The 20520-nt window shown below is 31.5% G+C and carries 21 protein-coding genes and 1 pseudogene; 11 read left to right on the top strand and 11 right to left on the bottom strand.

Features of this window, described 5'->3' with window-relative positions; genetic code table 11:
• Positions 1-10 precede the first annotated feature (10 nt).
• Entirely contained in the window at positions 11-709 is a 699-nt protein-coding gene (locus BOW55_RS13605) for a thioredoxin domain-containing protein (protein WP_129024562.1), read from the bottom strand.
• Positions 710-915: 206 nt separating this feature from the next.
• A pseudogene (locus BOW55_RS13600) lies at positions 916-1994 on the bottom strand (DNA replication/repair protein RecF).
• Between the two features lie 245 nt (positions 1995-2239).
• Between BOW55_RS13600 and BOW55_RS13595 the strand changes: the two are divergent.
• The 6 genes from BOW55_RS13595 to BOW55_RS13570 all read left to right on the top strand — a co-directional run bounded on the left by BOW55_RS13595 (position 2240) and on the right by BOW55_RS13570 (position 8662).
• Positions 2240-3019, top strand: a complete 780-nt coding sequence (locus BOW55_RS13595; protein ID WP_089055883.1) for a hypothetical protein — start codon at positions 2240-2242, stop codon at positions 3017-3019.
• 84 nt (positions 3020-3103) lie between these two features.
• Positions 3104-3676: a 6,7-dimethyl-8-ribityllumazine synthase gene (gene ribH / locus BOW55_RS13590; protein WP_129024561.1), complete on the top strand. Its 573-nt coding sequence runs from the start codon at positions 3104-3106 to the stop codon at positions 3674-3676.
• Between the two features lie 334 nt (positions 3677-4010).
• Complete coding sequence (gene mutL, locus BOW55_RS13585) at positions 4011-5942, top strand: DNA mismatch repair endonuclease MutL (protein WP_129024560.1); 1932 nt, start codon at positions 4011-4013, stop codon at positions 5940-5942.
• Positions 5939-6688 (top strand): rhomboid family intramembrane serine protease, encoded by a 750-nt coding sequence (locus tag BOW55_RS13580; protein WP_129024559.1) that lies wholly within the window; start codon positions 5939-5941, stop codon positions 6686-6688. The genes mutL and BOW55_RS13580 overlap by 4 nt, the downstream gene beginning before the upstream one ends.
• Positions 6689-6733: 45 nt before the next feature.
• Complete coding sequence (locus BOW55_RS13575) at positions 6734-7597, top strand: rhomboid family intramembrane serine protease (RefSeq protein ID WP_129024558.1); 864 nt, start codon at positions 6734-6736, stop codon at positions 7595-7597.
• A gap of 18 nt (positions 7598-7615) precedes the next feature.
• On the top strand, positions 7616-8662 hold the full coding sequence (locus tag BOW55_RS13570) for an endonuclease/exonuclease/phosphatase family protein (protein WP_164975036.1): 1047 nt from the start codon (positions 7616-7618) through the stop codon (positions 8660-8662).
• 69 nt (positions 8663-8731) lie between these two features.
• Here the strand turns inward: BOW55_RS13570 and BOW55_RS13565 are convergent, their stop codons facing one another.
• The 9 genes from BOW55_RS13565 to BOW55_RS13525 all read right to left on the bottom strand — a co-directional run bounded on the left by BOW55_RS13565 (position 8732) and on the right by BOW55_RS13525 (position 15749).
• Complete coding sequence (locus tag BOW55_RS13565; RefSeq protein WP_129024557.1) at positions 8732-9346, bottom strand: WbqC family protein; 615 nt, start codon at positions 9344-9346, stop codon at positions 8732-8734.
• An 89-nt stretch (positions 9347-9435) separates the two neighbouring features.
• Positions 9436-10989, bottom strand: coding sequence for a signal peptidase I (gene lepB, locus BOW55_RS13560; protein ID WP_129024556.1), 1554 nt, complete (start codon positions 10987-10989; stop codon positions 9436-9438).
• A gap of 66 nt (positions 10990-11055) precedes the next feature.
• Positions 11056-11757 (bottom strand): 4-hydroxy-tetrahydrodipicolinate reductase, encoded by a 702-nt coding sequence (gene dapB / locus BOW55_RS13555; protein WP_129024555.1) that lies wholly within the window; start codon positions 11755-11757, stop codon positions 11056-11058.
• A gap of 36 nt (positions 11758-11793) precedes the next feature.
• On the bottom strand, positions 11794-12363 hold the full coding sequence (locus tag BOW55_RS13550) for a DUF5683 domain-containing protein (RefSeq protein ID WP_089055891.1): 570 nt from the start codon (positions 12361-12363) through the stop codon (positions 11794-11796).
• A complete protein-coding gene (locus BOW55_RS13545; protein ID WP_089055892.1) occupies positions 12363-13265 on the bottom strand; it encodes a ParB/RepB/Spo0J family partition protein in 903 nt (300 codons plus the stop codon). Before BOW55_RS13545 ends, BOW55_RS13550 begins: the two co-directional genes overlap by 1 nt.
• A 5-nt stretch (positions 13266-13270) precedes the next feature.
• Positions 13271-14038 (bottom strand): ParA family protein, encoded by a 768-nt coding sequence (locus BOW55_RS13540; protein ID WP_089055893.1) that lies wholly within the window; start codon positions 14036-14038, stop codon positions 13271-13273.
• Positions 14039-14342: 304 nt separating this feature from the next.
• A complete protein-coding gene (locus tag BOW55_RS13535; protein WP_129024554.1) occupies positions 14343-14747 on the bottom strand; it encodes a septal ring lytic transglycosylase RlpA family protein in 405 nt (134 codons plus the stop codon).
• A gap of 195 nt (positions 14748-14942) precedes the next feature.
• Entirely contained in the window at positions 14943-15314 is a 372-nt protein-coding gene (locus BOW55_RS13530; protein WP_129024553.1) for a DUF2255 family protein, read from the bottom strand.
• Positions 15315-15422: 108 nt separating this feature from the next.
• Positions 15423-15749 (bottom strand): LytTR family DNA-binding domain-containing protein, encoded by a 327-nt coding sequence (locus BOW55_RS13525; protein WP_129024552.1) that lies wholly within the window; start codon positions 15747-15749, stop codon positions 15423-15425.
• 635 nt (positions 15750-16384) lie between these two features.
• Here BOW55_RS13525 and BOW55_RS13520 point away from each other — a divergent pair.
• The 5 genes from BOW55_RS13520 to BOW55_RS20830 all read left to right on the top strand — a co-directional run bounded on the left by BOW55_RS13520 (position 16385) and on the right by BOW55_RS20830 (position 20411).
• Positions 16385-17056, top strand: coding sequence for a hypothetical protein (locus BOW55_RS13520; RefSeq protein WP_129024551.1), 672 nt, complete (start codon positions 16385-16387; stop codon positions 17054-17056).
• Positions 17057-17511: 455 nt separating this feature from the next.
• Complete coding sequence (locus BOW55_RS13515; protein WP_129024550.1) at positions 17512-17907, top strand: hypothetical protein; 396 nt, start codon at positions 17512-17514, stop codon at positions 17905-17907.
• 170 nt (positions 17908-18077) lie between these two features.
• The gene (locus tag BOW55_RS13510) at positions 18078-18785 is read left to right on the top strand and encodes a GNAT family N-acetyltransferase (RefSeq protein ID WP_129024549.1); all 708 of its coding nucleotides are present in this window, start codon (positions 18078-18080) and stop codon (positions 18783-18785) included.
• Positions 18786-18950: 165 nt separating this feature from the next.
• Positions 18951-20096, top strand: a complete 1146-nt coding sequence (locus BOW55_RS13505; protein WP_129024548.1) for a PIN-like domain-containing protein — start codon at positions 18951-18953, stop codon at positions 20094-20096.
• A gap of 147 nt (positions 20097-20243) precedes the next feature.
• Complete coding sequence (locus BOW55_RS20830) at positions 20244-20411, top strand: hypothetical protein (RefSeq protein WP_164975035.1); 168 nt, start codon at positions 20244-20246, stop codon at positions 20409-20411.
• The last annotated feature ends 109 nt before the right edge of the window (positions 20412-20520 follow it).

Below are 20520 nucleotides of genomic sequence, written 5' to 3'. Positions count from 1 at the left end.
ATTTAATGTTTTATTGCAGTTGTTTTCTTAATTCTTCTTCGCTGATGTATCCGATATTTTTCTTCTTCATTGTTTTATTTTCATATAAAAAAGTTGTCGGCAGCTGTGTTATTTCCATTTGCTGTGCTAAATCTTTGTTTTTATCTACATCAATTCTGATAATAACTGCTTTATCAGCCAATTCTTTTTCTAGTTTTAAAATGTGAGGCTCCATTTGTTTACAAGGACCACACCATTCAGCATAAAAATCAACAAACACCTTTTTATCTGTATTTAATAAAGCATTGAACTCATTCATTGTCATTCCATTTTCAGAAGCTTCCGCATTTGGAGCGTTTTTATCATTCCAATTAATGAATCCTCCGTCAAGTTCATAAACAGTTGTAAAGCCTAATTCATTTAGTTTTGCTGCTGCTTTTTTACTTCTTCCGCCGCTTAAACAATAAACAAATACAGGTTTCGATTTGTCGTAAGCAGCTGCTTTTGAGTCGAAATCGTCGCCGTTCCAGTTTATATTTACTGCTTTGTCTATATGTGCTGATGCAAATTCATCAGGAGTTCGAACGTCTAAAATTTGCGGATTTTCAATTGTTTTAATTTTTTCTGCAAACTCTTGTGGTGAGAGTGATTCAAATGGGGTTACTTTTTTTTCATTACAAGAAAAAAGAACAAGTGAAACTATTGCCAATAAGATTTTAGGGAATTTCATGCCGTTGTGATTTTAAAAATGATTTAGGCTAAAATAATGATTTTTCATTTTTAAAATCTTAATAGAATTATAAAATCGAATTGATGTTTTTTGCCTTGAATTTCACGAATTAATGCGAATTTTTTAATTTCTGTTTGACTTTGAGCAACTTTGTCAAAGTTTTGCATCCTGTTAATCTTGAATTCGTGCTGGTTCACGGCAAACAATTACAAATTAAAAATTTTATAACTCTGATGCGTCAATTTTACAATGGCTTCTGTACGATCTGGATGTGTGTCTGAATAAAAAGCTGTCCAAATGTTTCACTGTTTACCATTTCGACAATTTTTGCTACTCTGGTTTCATCCAGCTTATCAAAAATATCATCAAAAAGTAAAAGAGGTTTTACGCCGCTTTGCTTCTTTAAAAATTCAAATTGAGCCAGTTTTAGCGCAATTAAAAAAGATTTTTGCTGTCCTTGCGAGCCGAATTTTTTAATAGGATGTGAATCGATTTCAAACAATAAATCATCTTTGTGAATTCCAGTGCTAGTATATTGCAGTGCTCTGTCCTTATTGATGTTCTCTTTTAGCAGTGTTAATAAATCCTTTTGATACAAATGACTTTCATAAACTACTTGAACAGTTTCTTCAGATCCTGTTATGGCTTGATGATGGATATTAAATATAGGTATGAATTGTTCAAGAAAATCTTTTCGTTTTTCAAAAATGGACTGTCCAAAACTATTTAACTGTTCATTATATATAGATAAGGTATCATTATCGAAAGTATGATTGAGTGCAAAATACTTTAAAAGTGCATTTCGCTGTACAATTACCTTTTGATATTGTATAAGCTGATGCAGATAAGCAGTGTCTAATTGCGAAATTACGCTGTCCATAAATTTACGGCGTGTTTCACTGCCTTCTACAATTAAATCACGATCAGCAGGCGATATGATTACTAACGGAATAAAACCAATATGATCTGAAAATTTATCATAAGCTTTTCCGTTTCTTTTTAAAATCTTCTTTTGTCCTTTTTTTAAACTGCAGACAATTTGTTCAGTTCTCTCGTCTTTTTCTAATTCAGCATCAATAACAAAAAACTCTTCTCCGTGTTTGATATTTTGAACAGCAAGCGGATTGAAATAACTTTTTCCGTAAGCTAAATGATAAATAGCATCAAGCACATTGGTTTTTCCAATTCCGTTTTTGCCGACAAAACAATTAATCTTGATGTCGAAATCAAAATTAGCTTCGGCGAAATTTTTATAATTGAATAATGAGATTTTGTTTAAATGCATTTTTTTAAGAGACTCTAAAAAGAAAAATTACTGTTTTTGCAACGAGTAAAATTGAGACTGTAAAATTATCTAATTTTATTGATATAAAAGGGTTTTGGCGTGTTTCAAGTTGATTTATTTTGATGCTGATGTGAAAGGAGTTAGCATTCTTAAAAATATTTGTTTTAAAATAGTGATAAAATTGATTTTTTTTACCTCAGTTTCAATAAAAATTTTATTTTTGCCGTTCACTAAATTAATTTTAAATGGCTACTTACAATAAAAGAGGATATAAAGCACCAAAGGAGAAGGAAGTTAAAGAAGTAACTGAAGAGCAACAAGTAATTATTGACGAGAAAGACAGCAAAACTGCTGAGGTTTTTTCTAAGTTAGATGAAACTGCTTCAAGAACTGAGGATTGGGTTGCTAAAAATCAAAAAATCATTATTGGTTTAGTTGCTGGTATTGCAGTTGCTACTATTGGATATTTGGCTTACCAAAAGTTTATCGAAGCTCCTAAACAAGACGAAGCTGCAAACGAAATGTTTGTTGCACAACAAAACTTTCAAAAAGCGGTTGATGGTGTAGCAAGTGATTCATTATATAAATTGGCTTTGAATGGTTCTGAAGGTAAATTCGGATTTGTGAAAATCGCTGACGAATATTCTGGAACTGATGCAGGAAATTTAGCAAATTACTATGCTGGTATGGCATATTTAAATACAGGTAAATTTGATGATGCTATTAAGTATTTAGGTAATTTTAAATCAGAAGATTTAATTTTAAGTGCTTTAGCTAAAGGTGCAATTGGAGATGCTTATTCTCAAAAGAACCAACAAAAAGAAGCTTTAGATTATTATGTAAAAGCTGCGGAATCTAATAAAAATGATTTTACAACACCTCGTTTCTTATTAAAAGCGGGTAAAACGGCTTTAGCTTTAGGTCAAAAAGAAGATGCATTGAAATATTTTACAGATATTAAAGACAATTTTGATGCAACTCCAGAAGCGGCTTCTGTTGATGCTTTGATTGGATTAGCACAATAAATTATTGAAGAGTTTAGATTTTAGGTTTTAGATTTGTATTTTTACAATCAGAAATCAAGAAATATAAAATCTTAAATATAAAAGATGGCTACCGAAAATAAAAATTTATCACAATACGATAAAAACACAATCCCAAATGCGAAAGACTTTCGATTTGGGATTGTTGTTTCTGAGTGGAACGAGACTATAACAGAAGGACTTTATAATGGTGCTTTTGAAGCATTAATTGATTGTGAAGTTCCTGCACAGCAAATTATTCGCTGGAATGTTCCAGGAAGCTTTGAATTAATTTATGGTGCAAAGAAAATGCTGCAAACACAAAATGTAGATGCAGTAATTGTAATTGGCTGCGTAATTCAAGGAGAAACCAAACATTTTGATTTTGTTTGCGAAGGCGTTACACAAGGAATTAAAGATTTGAATGTTCAAACTGATATTCCGGTTATTTTTTGTGTTTTAACAGATAATAACATGCAGCAATCTATTGATAGAAGCGGCGGAGTACATGGAAACAAAGGAACCGAAGCGGCAATTGCAGCAATAAAAATGGCGTATATCCGTCAGCAGGCTTCAATGGCACATGCTTTTAATCAGCCATTGCTTTCGTCAGGAGCTCTTCAGATAGAAGATGGTCCTAGAAAAATTGAGAAGGAATAAATACAATTGCTTTGAAAATATTAAAAACCTATACTGTCAAAAAGTATAGGTTTTTTTTATGTTTTTTTTGAAGGTAATTTGTCAGCGAAAATCCAATATTCATATTTGTATATTTGTTTTTATTTTCGATAAATAAAATACTTGCGATGGTAAAAGTTAATTGATTTTCTTTTAAAAATAAAATTCAATAACTTTAATCTTTCTGTTTCTTAGAGTATTGAGGTTTTTGTTTTTTTTATGATTGCAGATGTTCTAAAAGCCAGTCAAAATTCACTAAATTTGTGCCTCTTGGTTTTTAAAAACCTAATCTAAACTTTAAAACTATTTTTGCTTAATGTCGAGTATTATTCAATTGCTTCCAGATCACGTTGCTAACCAGATTGCTGCCGGAGAAGTGGTTCAAAGACCAGCTTCAGTCGTAAAAGAATTGTTAGAAAATGCTGTAGATGCAAAAGCAACTGATATTAAATTGATTATAAAAGATGCCGGCAAATCATTAGTTCAGGTTATTGATAATGGTGTTGGAATGACAGTTACGGATGCTCGTTTGTGTTTTGCACGTCATGCAACTTCAAAAATCCGTCAGGCTGAGGATTTATTTTCTCTTGGTACCAAAGGTTTTCGTGGAGAAGCTTTGGCTTCGATTGCGGCTATTGCCCACATGGAAATGAAAACCAAGCAAGATCAAGATGAATTGGGAACGCATATTGTAATCGAAGGAAGTAAGTTTGTTTCGCAGGAGGTAGCTGTTTTACCAAAAGGAACTTCATTTGCGGTTAAAAATTTATTTTTTAATATTCCAGCCCGTCGTAATTTCTTAAAATCAGATACAGTTGAGTTTCGTCATGTTATGGATGAATTTCAACGTGTGGCTTTGGCGCACCCAAATATTCATTTTAGTTTTTATCATAACGGAAGTGAGTTGTACAATTTACCTGCAGCAGGATATCGTCAGCGTATTGTTGGGATTATGTCTGGTAAAACCAACGAAAAGTTAGTTCCAGTTAATGAAGATACTGAGATTATAAATGTTCAAGGATTTGTCTGCAAACCTGAATTTGCTAAGAAAAATAGGGGGGAACAGTTCTTTTTTGTAAACGATCGATTTATAAAAAGCGGTTATTTGCATCATGCTGTTATGGCAGCTTACGACGGTCTTTTGAAAGATGGTTCGCAGCCGAGTTATTTCCTGTATCTGCAAGTTCCGCCCAATACAATAGATATTAATATTCATCCCACTAAAACTGAAATTAAGTTTGATGACGAACAGGCTTTATATGCCATTTTAAGAGCTTCAATTAAACATAGTTTAGGACAGTTTAATGTAGCTCCAGTTTTAGATTTTGAAAGGGATTCAAATTTAGATACTCCCTATCATTATAAAGATTTAGAAGCAGAAACACCTACAATTCAGGTTGATGGAACTTTTAATCCATTTACAGATGATAAAACCAATCAGCATTATTCAAAAGCAGCTTCAGGATCAGGTTCTAGTTATAGTTCAGGATCTTCGTCTTCTTCTTTTTCATCGGGATCCTCTTATTCGGGGTATTCAAAAAGAGTAGAGCCAACGGTGAGTTGGGAAAGTTTATACGTTGGTTTGGATACTGAAAATACAGAAAGTATCGAAAGTTCTCCTTTTAATTTTGAGAATGAAGAAGTAACTTCATCTTTGTTTAATGATGATGAGGTAGAACAAGCAAGTCAGAAAACGTATCAAATACATAAAAAATATATAGTTTCGCCAATAAAGTCTGGAATGATAATTGTCGATCAGCATCGTGCGCATCAACGTATTTTGTACGAGCAGTTTTTGTTGAATATGACAGTAAATCAAGCCTCGAGTCAGCAATTGCTTTTTCCGTTGGATTTGTTTTACTCTTCATTAGAAATGAAATTGATCGAAGAATTAAAACCTTCACTAGAAACTACTGGTTTTGTGTTTGAAGATGCAAAAACAGATCATATTGTAATTTCGGGAATTCCTGTAAATATTACCGAAAGTGAAGTTTCTCTTGTAATTGAACAATTGTTGAGTGATTTGCAAGACGGAATTCCAGCGAGCAGTTACAGTCAGAATGATACTATAGCCAAATCGATGGCAAAAAGTTTAGCGGTTAAAACAGGATCTTATTTAACCGAAAAAGAACAAGATAATCTCGTAAACGGTTTGTTTGCTTGTAAAGATCCAAATATTTCACCTTTTCAAAAACCTACATTCATCACCATGCGTGTTGAAGATATAGATAAAAAGTTTGCCTTATGATGAATATGACTCCTGTTGTAAAACAACTGCTTATAATTAATATTATATTTTTTTTAGGTGCTCAATTAGTGCCTGTTTCTTATGAGTATTTAGCACTTTTTTTTCCTGAAAATCCTGGATTTAAATTTTGGCAGCCCATTACTCATATGTTTATGCATGGTGGTTTTGCTCATATTGCTTTCAATATGTTTGCATTATATTCGTTTGGTTCAACGCTTGAACATTTTTGGGGTGGAAAGAAATTTTTGTTCTTTTATATTTCTTGCGGATTAGGTGCTGCTTTAGTGAATTTTGCAGTGAATTATTATTTCTATCAAGACAGTTTGAATATTCTTTTGGCAAATGGTTTTCATAAGGCCGATATTTTAAGTTTGCTAAATGATGGTAAAATTGATACAAGATGGCAACAAATTTTAACTGTTTCAGAATTTAAACATTTTACAAGTGCGTATCTAGGAACTGTGGTTGGAGCATCTGGGGCTATTTACGGATTGCTTGTGGCGTTTGCTTTTATGTTTCCAAACGCTGAACTTGGTATTATGTTTATTCCGATCCCGATAAAAGCTAAATATTTTGTGCCTGTTTATATGCTTTTATATGATGGCTTTTTTGGAATTTTGGGAGGTTCACTGATGGGACTTGATTCGGGAGTTGCTCATTACGCCCACATTGGTGGTGCTTTTTTTGGATTTATGATTATGTGGTACTGGAAAAAAAATCAGTTTAATAACAATCGTTGGAATTAATTTTTAACTTTAAATAATTAATTTTAGAAACCAAAAGAAGACTTTATGAATATTCTTGACGATTTAAAACTCCAATATAAATTAGGTGGAATCGCAATGCGAGTAATTTATTGGAATATTGCCTGCTTTCTTATTTCTTTAATTTTTTTCTATCAGTTTTCAAGCGGTCAGTTTGTGTTTCCAAATTGGATTGCATTGTCTTCAGACCCGCAGGTTTTTCTGTTTAAACCTTGGACTTTTTTAACGTATGCATTTTTTCATTATGGATTTTTGCATTTGTTGTTTAATATGATGGTTTTAAACTTTGCTAGCAATCTGTTTTTAACTTTTTTTAGTCAAAAGCAATATTTAGGCCTGTATATTTTGGGAGCCATTTTTGCTGGAGTTGCATTTTCACTAAGTTTTTACTTTTTAAATATTTCAGCGCCTATAGTTGGTGCTTCGGCTGCAATTATGGCTGTTTTAGTTGCTGTTACAACGTATCAGCCTTTAATGAACATTCGTTTAATGTTGATTGGTAATGTAAAGTTGTGGCATATTACAGGTGTAATTTTAATTTTGGATTTAATGCAGTTTCGCTTAGATAATATGGGCGGACATATTTCTCATTTAGCGGGAGCTGTTTTTGGTTTTATCTTTATTAAATCGCTGCAGCAAGGAACTGATTTAAGTAAAATTGTTTCTAAAGTATTAGACTTTTTTGCTAATTTGTTCAGAAAGTCTCCAGCAACGCCATTTACAAAAGTTCATAAAAACTATAAAAAACCGACAGAAAAAGTAACTTCACGAATTGTTACTAAAGATAAAACGCAGCAGCAAATTGATGAGATTTTGGATAAAATCAGTCAATCTGGTTATGATTGTTTGACTAAAGAAGAAAAAGAGTTTTTATTTAAAGCAGGGAAATAATCCTTTCAGCCAAAAAATATGAAAAACCTTTCGTGGTTTAATAAAGTAATGTTCTTTTTGAATATAGTGTTAACTGTACTTACATTCAGTATCTATATTTTACCTTTTCTAGCACCTAAAAGTTTTCCTCTTTTATCGGTGCTTACGCTGTTTATGCCGGCTTTTTTTGTGATGAACGGATTCTTCTTCATTTACTGGGCAATTCAGTTTAAAAAGCGCCTTATTTTGTCTGGTTTGGTTTTGTTAACCGGAATAACGTTTATTAGTAAATTCTACAAGTTTTCGTCGAAAGAGTATGTTAAAAACGAAAAAGATTTCTCAGTAATGAGTTATAATGTTCGTCTTTTTAATGTTTTTAAATGGTTAGATCGCGATGATATTCCTTCAAATATTAAAGCTTTTATCGACGAAAAAGATCCTGATATTTTGTGTATTCAGGAGTATTCTAATTCAGCTCATCTTGATTTAAAAGTGTATCCGCACCGCTATATTTTTATAGATGGGAAAAAGATTAAAACAGGTCAGGCCATTTTTTCGAAATTTCCTATAATCAACGAAGGGAATATTATCTTCCCCAAATCAGATAATAATGCGATTTATGCAGATATAAAACGCGGAAAAGACGTTATTCGAGTTTATAATATGCACTTGCAGTCCATTAAAATTTCGCCTGATGTAAACGAAATTTCAGATGATATAGATAATGTAAATCAGAAAAAATCACAGCGTATTTATGCTCGAATCAGTAAGGGATTTACACAGCAGCAGGAACAAGCAGAGATTTTTAAAGAAAATATTAAGCAATGTAAAAATCCAATTATTATTTGCGGTGATATGAATAACAGCCCGTTTTCATATGTGTACCGAAATATTAAAGGAAAGCTTAAAGATGCTTTTGAAGAAGCAGGCGAAGGTTTTGGAGCAACTTATAAATTTAGATATTACCCAGCAAGAATCGATTATATTTTTACAGATAGTAAAATGAAAGTAAAGCATTTCGAAAGCTTTCCTGATTTTGAAAACTCAGATCATTATCCTATAATGGCTAGACTTTCAATGGAATAAAAATAATATTTTTCAATTTTTAAATTGCTTTAGCTGTTCGCTGTTATTTAGCGAAAATTCAAAAGGATATTATAATAGTTTTTGTGTTTTTAAGTAATCCATTGCAAATTTTCCTTCATTAAAAAGTAAATCTAAAACACTTAAATTGTTGATGAAATCATGTTTGTCATCAAAAACCTGAGTGTATTTTTCGAATGAATTTTGATCTTTTTTTCCATTTGCTAAATATCTGAAATCAGAAATATTTTCGATCTCATGAAAGTATTCAGTTGTTTTGGCGAATTCTAATTTCATTCTTAGACATTTTGTGGTAATGTCTAAAACTTCCAAGTTTAAATCCATCAAGAAAGTGTGTTTTTTCTCGAAAATAGGGGTAATGTCATCTTCAAAAAATTCGAAGAAAGGCGAGCTTCTATATGCTGCTTCCAGTGATTTGAAATGCTGTTTTTGCCAGTCAAATTCATTTTCGATCAAAACATCCTTTGTTTTCTGATGTGCAGATTTTGAATGTTTAACTGGGATGTTTAATAATTGAATTCCGTTTGGACTATAGATATATGTGCGGTTTCTATTAGTCTGCTTTTGAAAATTATCTTCCATTTCAAAAGTTACATTCTCAGATTGCGCCATAACAGCAAAGTGGCTGATTGATGGAAAATAAGTAGGAAGTAATAAAGAGTTCATTGTGGTTTTTGTTTAATCGGTAAATCGTTTAATCGTTCTTTTTGAGAAACAATTAAACGATTTACCAGTTCAACGAATTAACGTTTTTTTTATGCTTTGTTTTCTTTTCTTTTTCTCCAGAAGAATTCTCCAACGAAGTAAAGACCAAGAACAATTAAGAAATATTTGAAGTAAGATTGTGGTTGTCCTTCGCCATCAACAGTTGTGAACACGCGGTTCCAACGTATTTTGTTGATGCCTTTTCCATTTGTATCCCAACTCATCCAAATAAAAACTGGTTTTCCAACAATATGATTTTCTGGAACGTAACCCCAAAAACGGCTGTCTTCAGAGTTGTGACGGTTGTCTCCCATCATCCAGTAATAATTTTGTTCGAAGGTATATGTTGTTGCGGGTTTTCCGTCAATTAAAAATTTAGAACCTTGAATTTCTAGTTTTTTTCCTTCGTAATTCGTGATAATGTCTTTGTAGAATGGTAAAGATTCATTTGTTAGTGCAACTGTTTTTCCAGCTTCTGGAATATAAATTGGACCATAATTGTCTTCATTCCATTTATTGATATGTGGGAACACAGCATTGTTGGTTCTTGTTTCAATTTTTCGTACAACAGCAGTAACACCAGGAGTATTTTTGATTCGTTCAGCGCTCGCTTCGGTTAATGAACCAAAATAAAGGGTGTCTCTTTTTTCGCTTCTAAAACCTGCTGGATCTGTAATGTCTAATTCTTTAAGTAACGATTCAAAATCAATACTTGTTTTTCCGTCTAAAGCTACAGCATAAGAGTATTGCGGTTTAGCTCTCTCTGGTAAAACTAATTTTTTTCCGTTAATGTAAACAAAGCCATCTTTTATTGATAAGCTGTCTCCAGGAATACCAACACATCTTTTTACGTAATTTGATCTTTTATCGATAGGTTTAATAACGCCTGGTCTTCCTTTTGGTTCGTAAAAATAATGTACGGTATCAACAGGCCAGTTAAAAACTACAATGTCTGTGCGTTTGATTTTTTCTAGGGCAGGCAGTCTGAAATAAGGTAATTGAGGCCAGCTTAAGTATGATTTTCTTTTTGTTAACGGAATAGAGTCGTGAACCATTGGCAATGCAACTGTAGTCATTGGTACTCTAGGGCCGTAATTTATTTTACTCACAAATAGGAAGTCACCAATTAAAAGAGATTTTTCAAGAGATGATGTCGGAATTGTATAAGGCTGAACAACGTAAGTGTGTACTAAAGTTGCAACAATAACCGCAAAAAGTAATGAACTGATCGTATCGGCTGTTTTGTTATCAGGTGTCAGTTTTCTGTCTGCATTATACTCTAATTTTTGAGTATAGTTTACATAATAAATATAAAAACCAAGAGTAAATAGACCTAGGATAGTATCTAATGTAGATTTTTTTCCAAAAGTTCTTAAAGTTTCAACCCAAACAACAGGAAACATAATTAAGTTGATAATTGGAATGAAAAGTAAAAATGTCCACCAAGTTGGGCGGCCAATTATTTTCATTAAAACAATCGAATTATAAACTGGAATTGCAGCTTCCCAGCTTTTTCTGCCAGCTGCCAGATACAGTTTCCAAGTTCCCACAAAGTGGATGATTTGTACTGCTAAGAAAAATACGAACCAAGAATATAGTGTCATAGTTTTTGTTTTTTATGTTTTAAACTTTAGGTTATTCTTATGTAGAAGTCTTAAGTTTAGTATGTTTTATTTTAGATTTAATACATCTTTCATGCTGTAGATTCCTGTTTTACCAGCAAGCCATTCAGCAGCGATTACTGCACCTAGAGCAAAGCCTTCGCGATTGTGAGCAGTATGTTTTAGTTCGATGCTGTCTACAATTGAGTCGTATGTTACGGTATGAGTGCCGGGAACGTCTCCAATTCTTTTCGCTTCAATATGAATTTCACCTTGTTTAGCATCATCTAAAGTCCAATTTGCATAACTGCTGTTTTCAATAACGCCTTTTGCTAAGGAAATAGCTGTTCCGCTTGGAGCATCTAGTTTTTGAGTATGATGAATTTCTTCCATCGATACTTTGTATGAATCAAATTGCGACATTATTTTGGCTAAATATTCATTAAGCTCAAAGAAAATATTAACTCCCAAACTGAAGTTTGAACTTGAAATAAATCCGCCTTGTTTTTCGTTGCATAGGGCAACCATTTCGTCAAAGTGTTCCAGCCATCCAGTTGTTCCAGAAACAACAGGGACATTTGCGTGAAAGCAGTTTGAAATATTATCTACGGCTGCAGTAGGAACACTAAAGTCAATAGCGACATCAGCTGCTGAAAGTCCGTCGTAAGTATTGAATTCATCTTTCTTTAAAACAATTTCATGACCTCTTTCTAAAGCAATTCTTTCGATTACTTTACCCATTTTTCCGTATCCTAAAAGTGCAATTTTCATTTTATATTTTTTTGTTTTAAAAGCCTTTAAAGACTGTTAAAAGTGGTAATTAAAAGTTAGTCCAACATTTGGTTTAAAAGTTACATCGGCAGGATAAATTTCCGGGCGTAATGATAATCTTTCGTTTACGTTGAATTGAATCAAGGCAGCATCGACGTTGGCATCGATAATATTTAAAGCGTAAAAAGCAACAACAAAAAGGGCTGATAAATCTCGGTTTCGCTGGTAGAATTTTTGACCAGCAATAAGCCTGCTGTCATCTAGATAATCGTACTTTCCGCCAGTTCCAGGTCCGTAACCTTCAAGTCTGCGTTTGTATTCATCACGATAATCATGGTACTTTTTATTATTATCGATGTAAAAGTATAAGCTGGTTCCTATGGCACCGTAAACTAATGGTATTTTCCAGTATTTTTTATTATAGGCTTGACCTAAACCGGGTAGAATTGCAGAATAAAACGCTGCTTTTGCTGGTGTCAAAGGGTCAATTTCTTGTAATTTACTTGTGTCTTTAACAACCAAAACCGTGTCTTTTTTTGTTTGAGCAAAAAGAGAAACGGTTCCTATGAGAAAGAACAATAAACTTATGGGGACAATCTTATTCACTATCCGTTAATTAATTTTATAATTCGATTAAAGTCGGCTTCAGAACTAAAAGGAATTGTAATTTTTCCTTTTCCATTGCCAGCGACTTTTATATCAACTTTTGAACCAAAATAGTCATTGAAAGAGTTTTTTTGAGTTTCTCTAACCATAAATGAAGAATCAGATTTTGGTTTTTGTTCTGCTTTTGGTTTTAAACTTTCGTGATAATTTTTTACTAAAGTTTCTGTTTCGCGAACAGATAAATTCTGACTTACGATTTTTTGATAAATATCAGTTTGAACATCTAAGTCTTCAATATTGATAATAGCACGTCCGTGTCCCATGCTGATAAAACCATCTCTAATTCCAGTTTGAATAATTGGATCAAGTTTTAAAAGGCGTAAATAGTTGGCAATTGTAGAGCGTTTTTTTCCAACACGTTCGCTCATTTGTTCCTGTGTTAATTGAATTTCGTCAATTAAACGCTGGTATGAAAGTGCAATCTCGATTGGGTCTAAGTCGTGACGTTGAATGTTTTCAACCAAAGCCATTACTAAAGACTCATTGTCATTTGCAATACGAATGTATGCAGGAACGTGAGTTAAACCTAATAAAGTTGAAGCACGTAAACGACGTTCTCCAGAAATTAATTGGTATTTATTGAAATCTAATTTTCGAACAGTAATAGGTTGAATTACACCAAGTTCTTTAATAGAAGTGGCTAACTCGCGTAATGATTCTTCGTTAAAATTGCTTCTAGGCTGAAACGGATTTATTTCGATAGCACTTAGTTCAAGCTCAATAATATTTCCAACAACCTTATCAGCATTTTTGTCTTCTACTGATACAATGTCGTTTTCCGGATCTTTTAATAATGCTGATAATCCTCTTCCTAAGGCTTGTTTTTTAATTGCTTTTGTCATAAAAACTATTTACTGTTTTTCTTTATAATTTCTTGAGCAAGATTAATATAATTAACTGCTCCTTTGCTGGTTGCGTCATAATTAATGATGCTTTCGCCAAAACTTGGAGCTTCGCTCAATTTAACATTTCGCTGAATTACGGTATCAAAAACCATATCGTTAAAGTGTTTTTGAACTTCTTCTACAACCTGATTTGATAAACGCAATCTTGAATCATACATGGTAAGTAGTAATCCTTCGATATCAAGATCTGGGTTGTGTATTTTTTGAATACTTTTTATAGTATTTAATAGTTTTCCTAATCCTTCAAGTGCGAAATACTCGCATTGAATTGGAATTACTACAGAATCAGCTGCTGTTAGAGCATTCAAGGTTAATAAACCTAACGAAGGAGCGCAGTCGATAATGATATAATCATATTCTTCTTTAACACTTTCTAATGCTTTTTTAAGCATGTATTCTCTATTTTCTTTGTCAACCAATTCAATTTCGATGGCAACAAGGTCAATGTGAGCAGGTATCACGTCAACATTTGGTGCTGTGCATTGGATGATAGTTTCTTTTGGCGTGTGGCTATGTTCAAGTATTTGGTAAGTTCCAATTTCTACAGTCTCAACATCAATCCCAAGGCCAGATGTAGCATTTGCCTGAGGATCAGCGTCAATAAGTAATACTTTTTTTTCTAAAACACCTAATGAGGCAGCAAGATTTACTGATGTAGTTGTCTTTCCAACGCCTCCTTTTTGATTAGCAATCGCAATGATTTTGCCCATTTATTTTCTGAATTTTGAACCGTAAAAATACAATTATTTATGGTTTTTGAAAATCTATTTTGTAAACATTTAATAAACGTTGGTTAATCGTTGTGCGGTGCGTGTTTTACAGATTTAATTTTTGATGTATGTTCAAAAGAATAACGAAATTTTGCTCAGTTTCGTCTTTTGATTTGGCAAAAAGGCTGGAATTGTGACTTGATTTTTGAGATCAACTCAAAAAATAAATGTTTCCCTCTGAATTTTTTGCTAAAGCCCCGCAAGGCAGTCAGGCTGGAATTGCTTTAATTGATTTGTTTGCGGTTTAGTTTTTTAAAACTTCAATTTTGACTTTAAGCGAACCGCTTCCTTTATTTGAGGCAATTTTCATAAAAGCTTTTTTGGTAAGATCAATTTCTCTTCTTTTGCTGTAAGGGCCTCGATCGATAACTTCTACAATAACAGATTTATTATTTTTTTCGTTTGTGATTTTTAGTTTTGTTCCAAATGGAAACTTTTTATGAGCAGCCGTAAATTTACTGTTGTTGAATCTTCTGCCGCTGGCTGTTCGCTTTCCGTTGAACTTGTCGTTGTAATAAGAAGCATGCGCATGGGTTTTGTATAAAGTGTATTTTTCCTTTTTTTCGTTGGGTTCTTTAGTTGTTGCTTTTTTCTGTGCAAAAGCTAATGTCGAAATAATTAAAATAATAAAGAGGGCTATTTTTTTCATTTAAATGTTTCTATATGGTTTGCAAAAAAAGCTTATTTAAAAAATTTAACCAAATGCATTAAGTTATATTTATAATATCGAAAGGCTGTTGAGGGATAAAGAAGGTCCTAATTAGCTTGATTATAGTGTAATAATATAAGCTTTAAAATTGTAATTTGAATGAATGGTTTGGAAACTACGTTATCTTCTGTCTAATTATTCTGTGATAATGAATTCTAAAGTTTTTTCAATATGTTTTGCTTTAATTATTTCTTTTACATATTCAATATTGTGATCTGTATTGTATTTTGTTAAGTAAGCATTGTTTATTGCTGGAGTTAAGTCGTTTTTGTCAATGGGAACAATTGCTTTAATGTTAAAAATATTTTCGCCACATTTTATTTGCCCTTTAGGGTCTTGTAAAAAAGTATTATACCAACTTTTTTCGGCTAAGCCCCATGATCTGGCAAAAATTCTGTCATTAACAACAATCATCCAAATGTCTAAAAAGCTTTCCCTGTGCAAGCCTGCTTTTATACCTATAAGGCTGTGTGTTTCGATATAGTTTATTGCAATTTCTTTTTTCATAATAATGAGATTTTTATCGAAATTAGAACGAATAAAAATGCTTCAAAATTTTATTATTTACTTTGCTGGTTATATTATTTACTTTGACTTCTCTTTTATATAATTAACTTATAGCATTATCTTATTAATTGCATTTACAAAGCAATCTTTGTAACTTTTTGCTACTGTAATTTTTAAATCTTTTATTACAATTTGATTGTCTTCAAAATATTCAATGTTTGTCAAATTTACTATATATGAATTATGAACACGCATAAACTCATTGGGTAAACTTTGAATTAAGTCTTTTAACGTTTTGTAATAGAGATATTTCTTATTGAATGTGGTGTGAATTTCTACATAATTTCCTAGTCCTTTTATAATAGTAATGTCGTTAAAGAAAACTTTAATCAATTTTTTGTCTGCCTTTATAAAGGCAAAATTTTTGTGTTCCATTAGTAATTTCTTAATTTTTAGGCTTCTAAAATTATTAGAGAGGATTATTTTTTATTAATAGAAAAAAAGGATTAGTTACTCTATGATACTGCAATTTCTTGTAAAACAGTCTATAATGGAATTAAAAACAAAAAAGCCGAACATTTCTGTTCGGCTTTTGTCGGGGTGGCAGGATTACATGCCTATTCCTTAATTCGTTGATTTTATTGGTGTTCTCAAGTGTTCTTCCAAAAAGGGTAGCCGAATAGGTCTCATTTAAAATGACTTACCTTACAGCCCTTTGTAGCCTTGATCAATTTAATCTCACTCAGTCAATGTACTTTAATATCGGTAAAGGTATTAAAAATGTCATTATGATACAACATATAATAATCCATATCGAGAATTTTACGTCTGTAACTTGAATGAATTGGCGTCTCGGACTATACTTTTTGCTAGTATGTTTGTCATTTTTTTTATGATAAAGAAATACATTTATCATTATGGTTTCCTGTAATGTATCCGAATATTAATTGGTATTATTGTTCTAAAATTAAGAAAAGATTGAATATGAATAGCTACGCAAAATCACTGCGTACTTCTTAAATATTTTTGAATTTGATAAATTATTAATACGCAATTTTTACACAATTTTTATGGACAAGCAACCATTAAATGAAAATGTTTCGGAAGTTGATTTAACTCAAATATTTGAAGCGATAGAGCAATTGAACAAACAATTAAATGATACAGCTGTTGAGATTTTTACAAATGAAACTCAAAGAAAATTACTTTCCAAACCAAGTCATTTTACATTCTCAATTGTTCACAGAGCAATAGAATTAAATAGAGGATTTAAAACTCTAACCGAATCCAACAACTGGATAACCGCAATAAACTTATTACGGCTTCAAGCTGATAACTGCATGAGAATGTTCGCTATGAGTTTGGTTGCAGATAGATTGGACTTTTATAATCGAATTCAAAATGGAGAACATATTAGAAATATAAAAGATGCGGAAGATAATAAAATGACTGATTCGTATTTATCTCAAAAATTAGACTGCATCTATCCTGGGTTTAGATTATTATATGAGAACACAAGTGGATTTATTCATTTCTCAAGTGAACACATAAAATTGAATACTGACAGAGTAGACACTGGTGAGGAGTTTATGATGTACATAAGATTAGCTGAGATAACGGAATTTTCGATAAATAAAAAAGTGGATTACGCTTTCAATATGTTTATGGTAAGTAACGAGCTGTATAAACTTTTAAATGGTTATAAATTGCACATGATAGATTTTATGAAACAATTTGATTAAGAAAGACTATCTATAACTGCCGTTTGTCCAAATTAAACATTTAGGCTGAATTTAAACATGGTTTTGTATTTGGAAAATTTGCATCCCTTATCTTTATCTGGTAACGCAACGAAAATTAAATTATCGCCCAAATTTCGATCACTGGTGTGATTTTCTGACATATAAAAAAAATATTAGGTAATTTTTGCAACAAATAAATCTTTAAAAATAATATTCAAAATTAAATTAATTAAAAAATCAGGTCTAAATGGATAAACTTCAAAATATTACACTTACACATGAATTTTACAGATGTACAAAAGCATTTGGAAATTTTTGTAATCAAGCAATTTATCTGGAATCAAATTCAACAAAAAGTGACAGAATTGATTGCTATAATTCTTATGTAGATTTTCTTTCTCATCTATATGAATTTTATTTGTACTTCNTAAAAAAATGAACTCAAAAAGAATAAATTGAGAACATATGAAATTCATGATTTAAATAATGAAATGCCAGACCATGAAAAACACGATATTATTCTCAATAATGAATTGAAAAAACTATTAAGAAATAGAAAAAATAGGATAGTCAATGGTTTAGAAGATAGTTTGTCAAAAACAATGGATTTTTACAATGAAACATTTCCCTTAAAGTTTGCCGAACATTTTAGATATATTAGAAATCGAAGAAATCATTCTGATTTTAAAAGAGCATCTGATCATCATGACATTTCATTAAAAGCTTTTTACAAATTATACCACAAATACATACTAATTATGTATCATGAAACGAAATGGCTTTGGGACGTTGACATTGAAAAGTATGAATGGAATGGAATTGAAGAATTTGCAAATGAAATTTTAAAATAAAAACTGCTCATTACAGCTACAACAGATTTTGGCAATTGGCTGGATGGAAAATTGGTTTTGTATTTGCAAAGATTAGGCAAATCCGAACAATGGGTTTAATTTGGTACCAAGCCCGATCTAGTGGCAGGACGGTTGGCGGTAATGTTCCTTTAATAAAAAAAATCGTAAATATGAAAAATCAATTTAAAATTAAATTTGAAATAACAAGTTTTGAGTTAGAGGAAATTGAAAATTGGTTAAAAGCGGAACTACTCACTTCAAATAATGGGTTTTATCATAATTGGAATTTGATAAAAAAAGCATATTCCGATAACAAAATTGTAATTTTAAAAAATGAAATCAACGTAATTGGATTTTTAATTTGGTGCGATTTTAATATTTATGCTGAAATAGATATTTTTGAAATCAAGCCAGAATTTAGACAAAGAGGAGTTGGAAAATATTTTTTTAATGAAGTTTCAACCTTTTTTAAAAGTCATAATTTCTCTGCAATAAAACTTTTTTGCGAACCAGAAGAATCTGAAAAATTTTGGATAAAGATGAAATTTCGAAAATTCCCAAAAATTGGATATTCTATTTCAGAACTTACTTATTTCAAACCATTAATTGAAATAAATGAACCAGCAATAGAATTTGATGAAAATAATAAATTGGAACTTTGGGATTTAGAACCTTACCAAATAAAAGAGACTAAACCAAAATGGACTTGGAATATAAATACGGAAACATTTCTTCCAATATTAAATCCTTGTAACTCAGATTGGAATATTCGTTGGACAAAAAACGGTAAATTAATTAGAGAAAATAAAGTAAAACGTTTTTCAAATAAGGAAATTGAATTTGGAAATTTTCTTTTTGTGGAAGAACTAACTGAATAAAAAACACTACCGCCAAAGCTACTACAACGGATTTGGCAATTGGCTTAATAGAGGGGTGGTTTTATATTTAGGATGGTTTGGTATATCCGAAAATAGGGCTTAATTTAGTCCCAAGCCCGTTGCAGTACCGGAACGTTACCAGCAACCTCCTAACATTAATACAAAATGACAGACTATATTTTAAATCAAGAGCAAGAAAATTCCCTTTGGCGAACAGCAACCATAGTATTTGATACTTCTGCCCTACTTAATCTCTATGAATTTTCAGAAAAAAGCCGCGATGATATCTTCAATTTTATAGATTCTAAATTGAAAAATAAAATTTGGCTTCCTTATAATGTTCAGTATGAATATATAAAGAATAGAGAGAAGCCAATTAATAGTGCAATAAAAAGTTATGAGGATTTAATTATCAACTATAAATCAATGTACGAAAATTTTGTTCAAATAAAAAATCGAACTAAATCTGGAGAAAAACATCCGACTATTAATCCTGAAATAATTAGTGGTTTAGAAAAAGAAATGGGTGTCTTTAAAGAAAATTTCGATAAAGAGATTAAATCAAAAATATCAATATTAAATGGATCAAAAGAAAATGATGATATCTACAATTTTATTATTAAAAATTTTTCATTTGGAAAACCGTATTCCCATTCAAAAATAATTGAGATTATAAAAGAAGGAGAATTTCGTTATGCTAATTTCCTTCCACCTGGCTATATGGATCAAAAGGACAAATTAGGGTTTCAAAAATATGCTGACCTTATTATTTGGAAGCAAATAATTGAATACTCTAATGATGAAAAAAAGCCTATTATTTTAATAATGGATGATCTAAAAGAGGATTGGTGGGTTTTAGATAAGAAAAGAAAACCTATAATGCCTCGTCCAGAATTGGTTGAGGAAATTAGAGAAAGTGGAAATGCAGAATTTTGGATGTATACGATTTCTGATTTCTTGAAAAAATTCCCAGAATTAATTGAAGAGACCACTATTCAGGAAGTTCAAAATGTAACAGACAATAGAGATGAGTTATATAAGGGAAAGATATTATTAACGGCTCATAGAAGCAGGGAAGAACCTTTTAGAATAAAAAGATTGCAAAATGTCGCGAACTTTTTAGAATTGATTATTGACATAGATAATTTATTTGAACTCAACGATTACAAAGGAATGCTTACGGCTACATGGAAAAAGAATCCAACTGATTTTGAAAAGAGTTCTGTCGAGTTAGGCTGGGAACATGAAAATGAGCCAAGTGGAAATGTATCTCATGAAACTGCTGGTAACATCTACAACAGATTTGGGTAATAGGCTAAATGGGAAGTTGTTTTTGTAGTTGTAATGATTTGCTTCGCCTGTTCGCTACGGCTCGGGTGGCAAATCCGAATAATGGAATTAATTTAGTCCCAAACTGGCTGTAGTCTCAAATCGTTGTGCGCCATTTTAAAGTAAAAAATGCAGAAAAATATTCATATAGAATTTGAAAATCCACTGGGTATTTTTAATCTTGACGATTTTAGTTATTTATATGATGATGTCGAATTAAAGAGAATCGCAGAAAATGCATCTTTATATTTTATTCTTCAACGACCTTGTTTGATTCTTCAGAAATTTAAATTATAAATTCAAAACTTATTAAAGGAGAAAATTGTTCAACCTTACACTAGGAAATTATATTGAATTTGAATTGCCTTTATATCAGAAAGATGTTATTGAATTTGATGAAATAATG

Origin of the sequence: Flavobacterium sp. YO12, from assembly GCF_004119495.1 — a bacterium.
GTDB lineage: Bacteria > Bacteroidota > Bacteroidia > Flavobacteriales > Flavobacteriaceae > Flavobacterium.
This window is presented reverse-complemented; position numbering and strand designations above follow the sequence as displayed.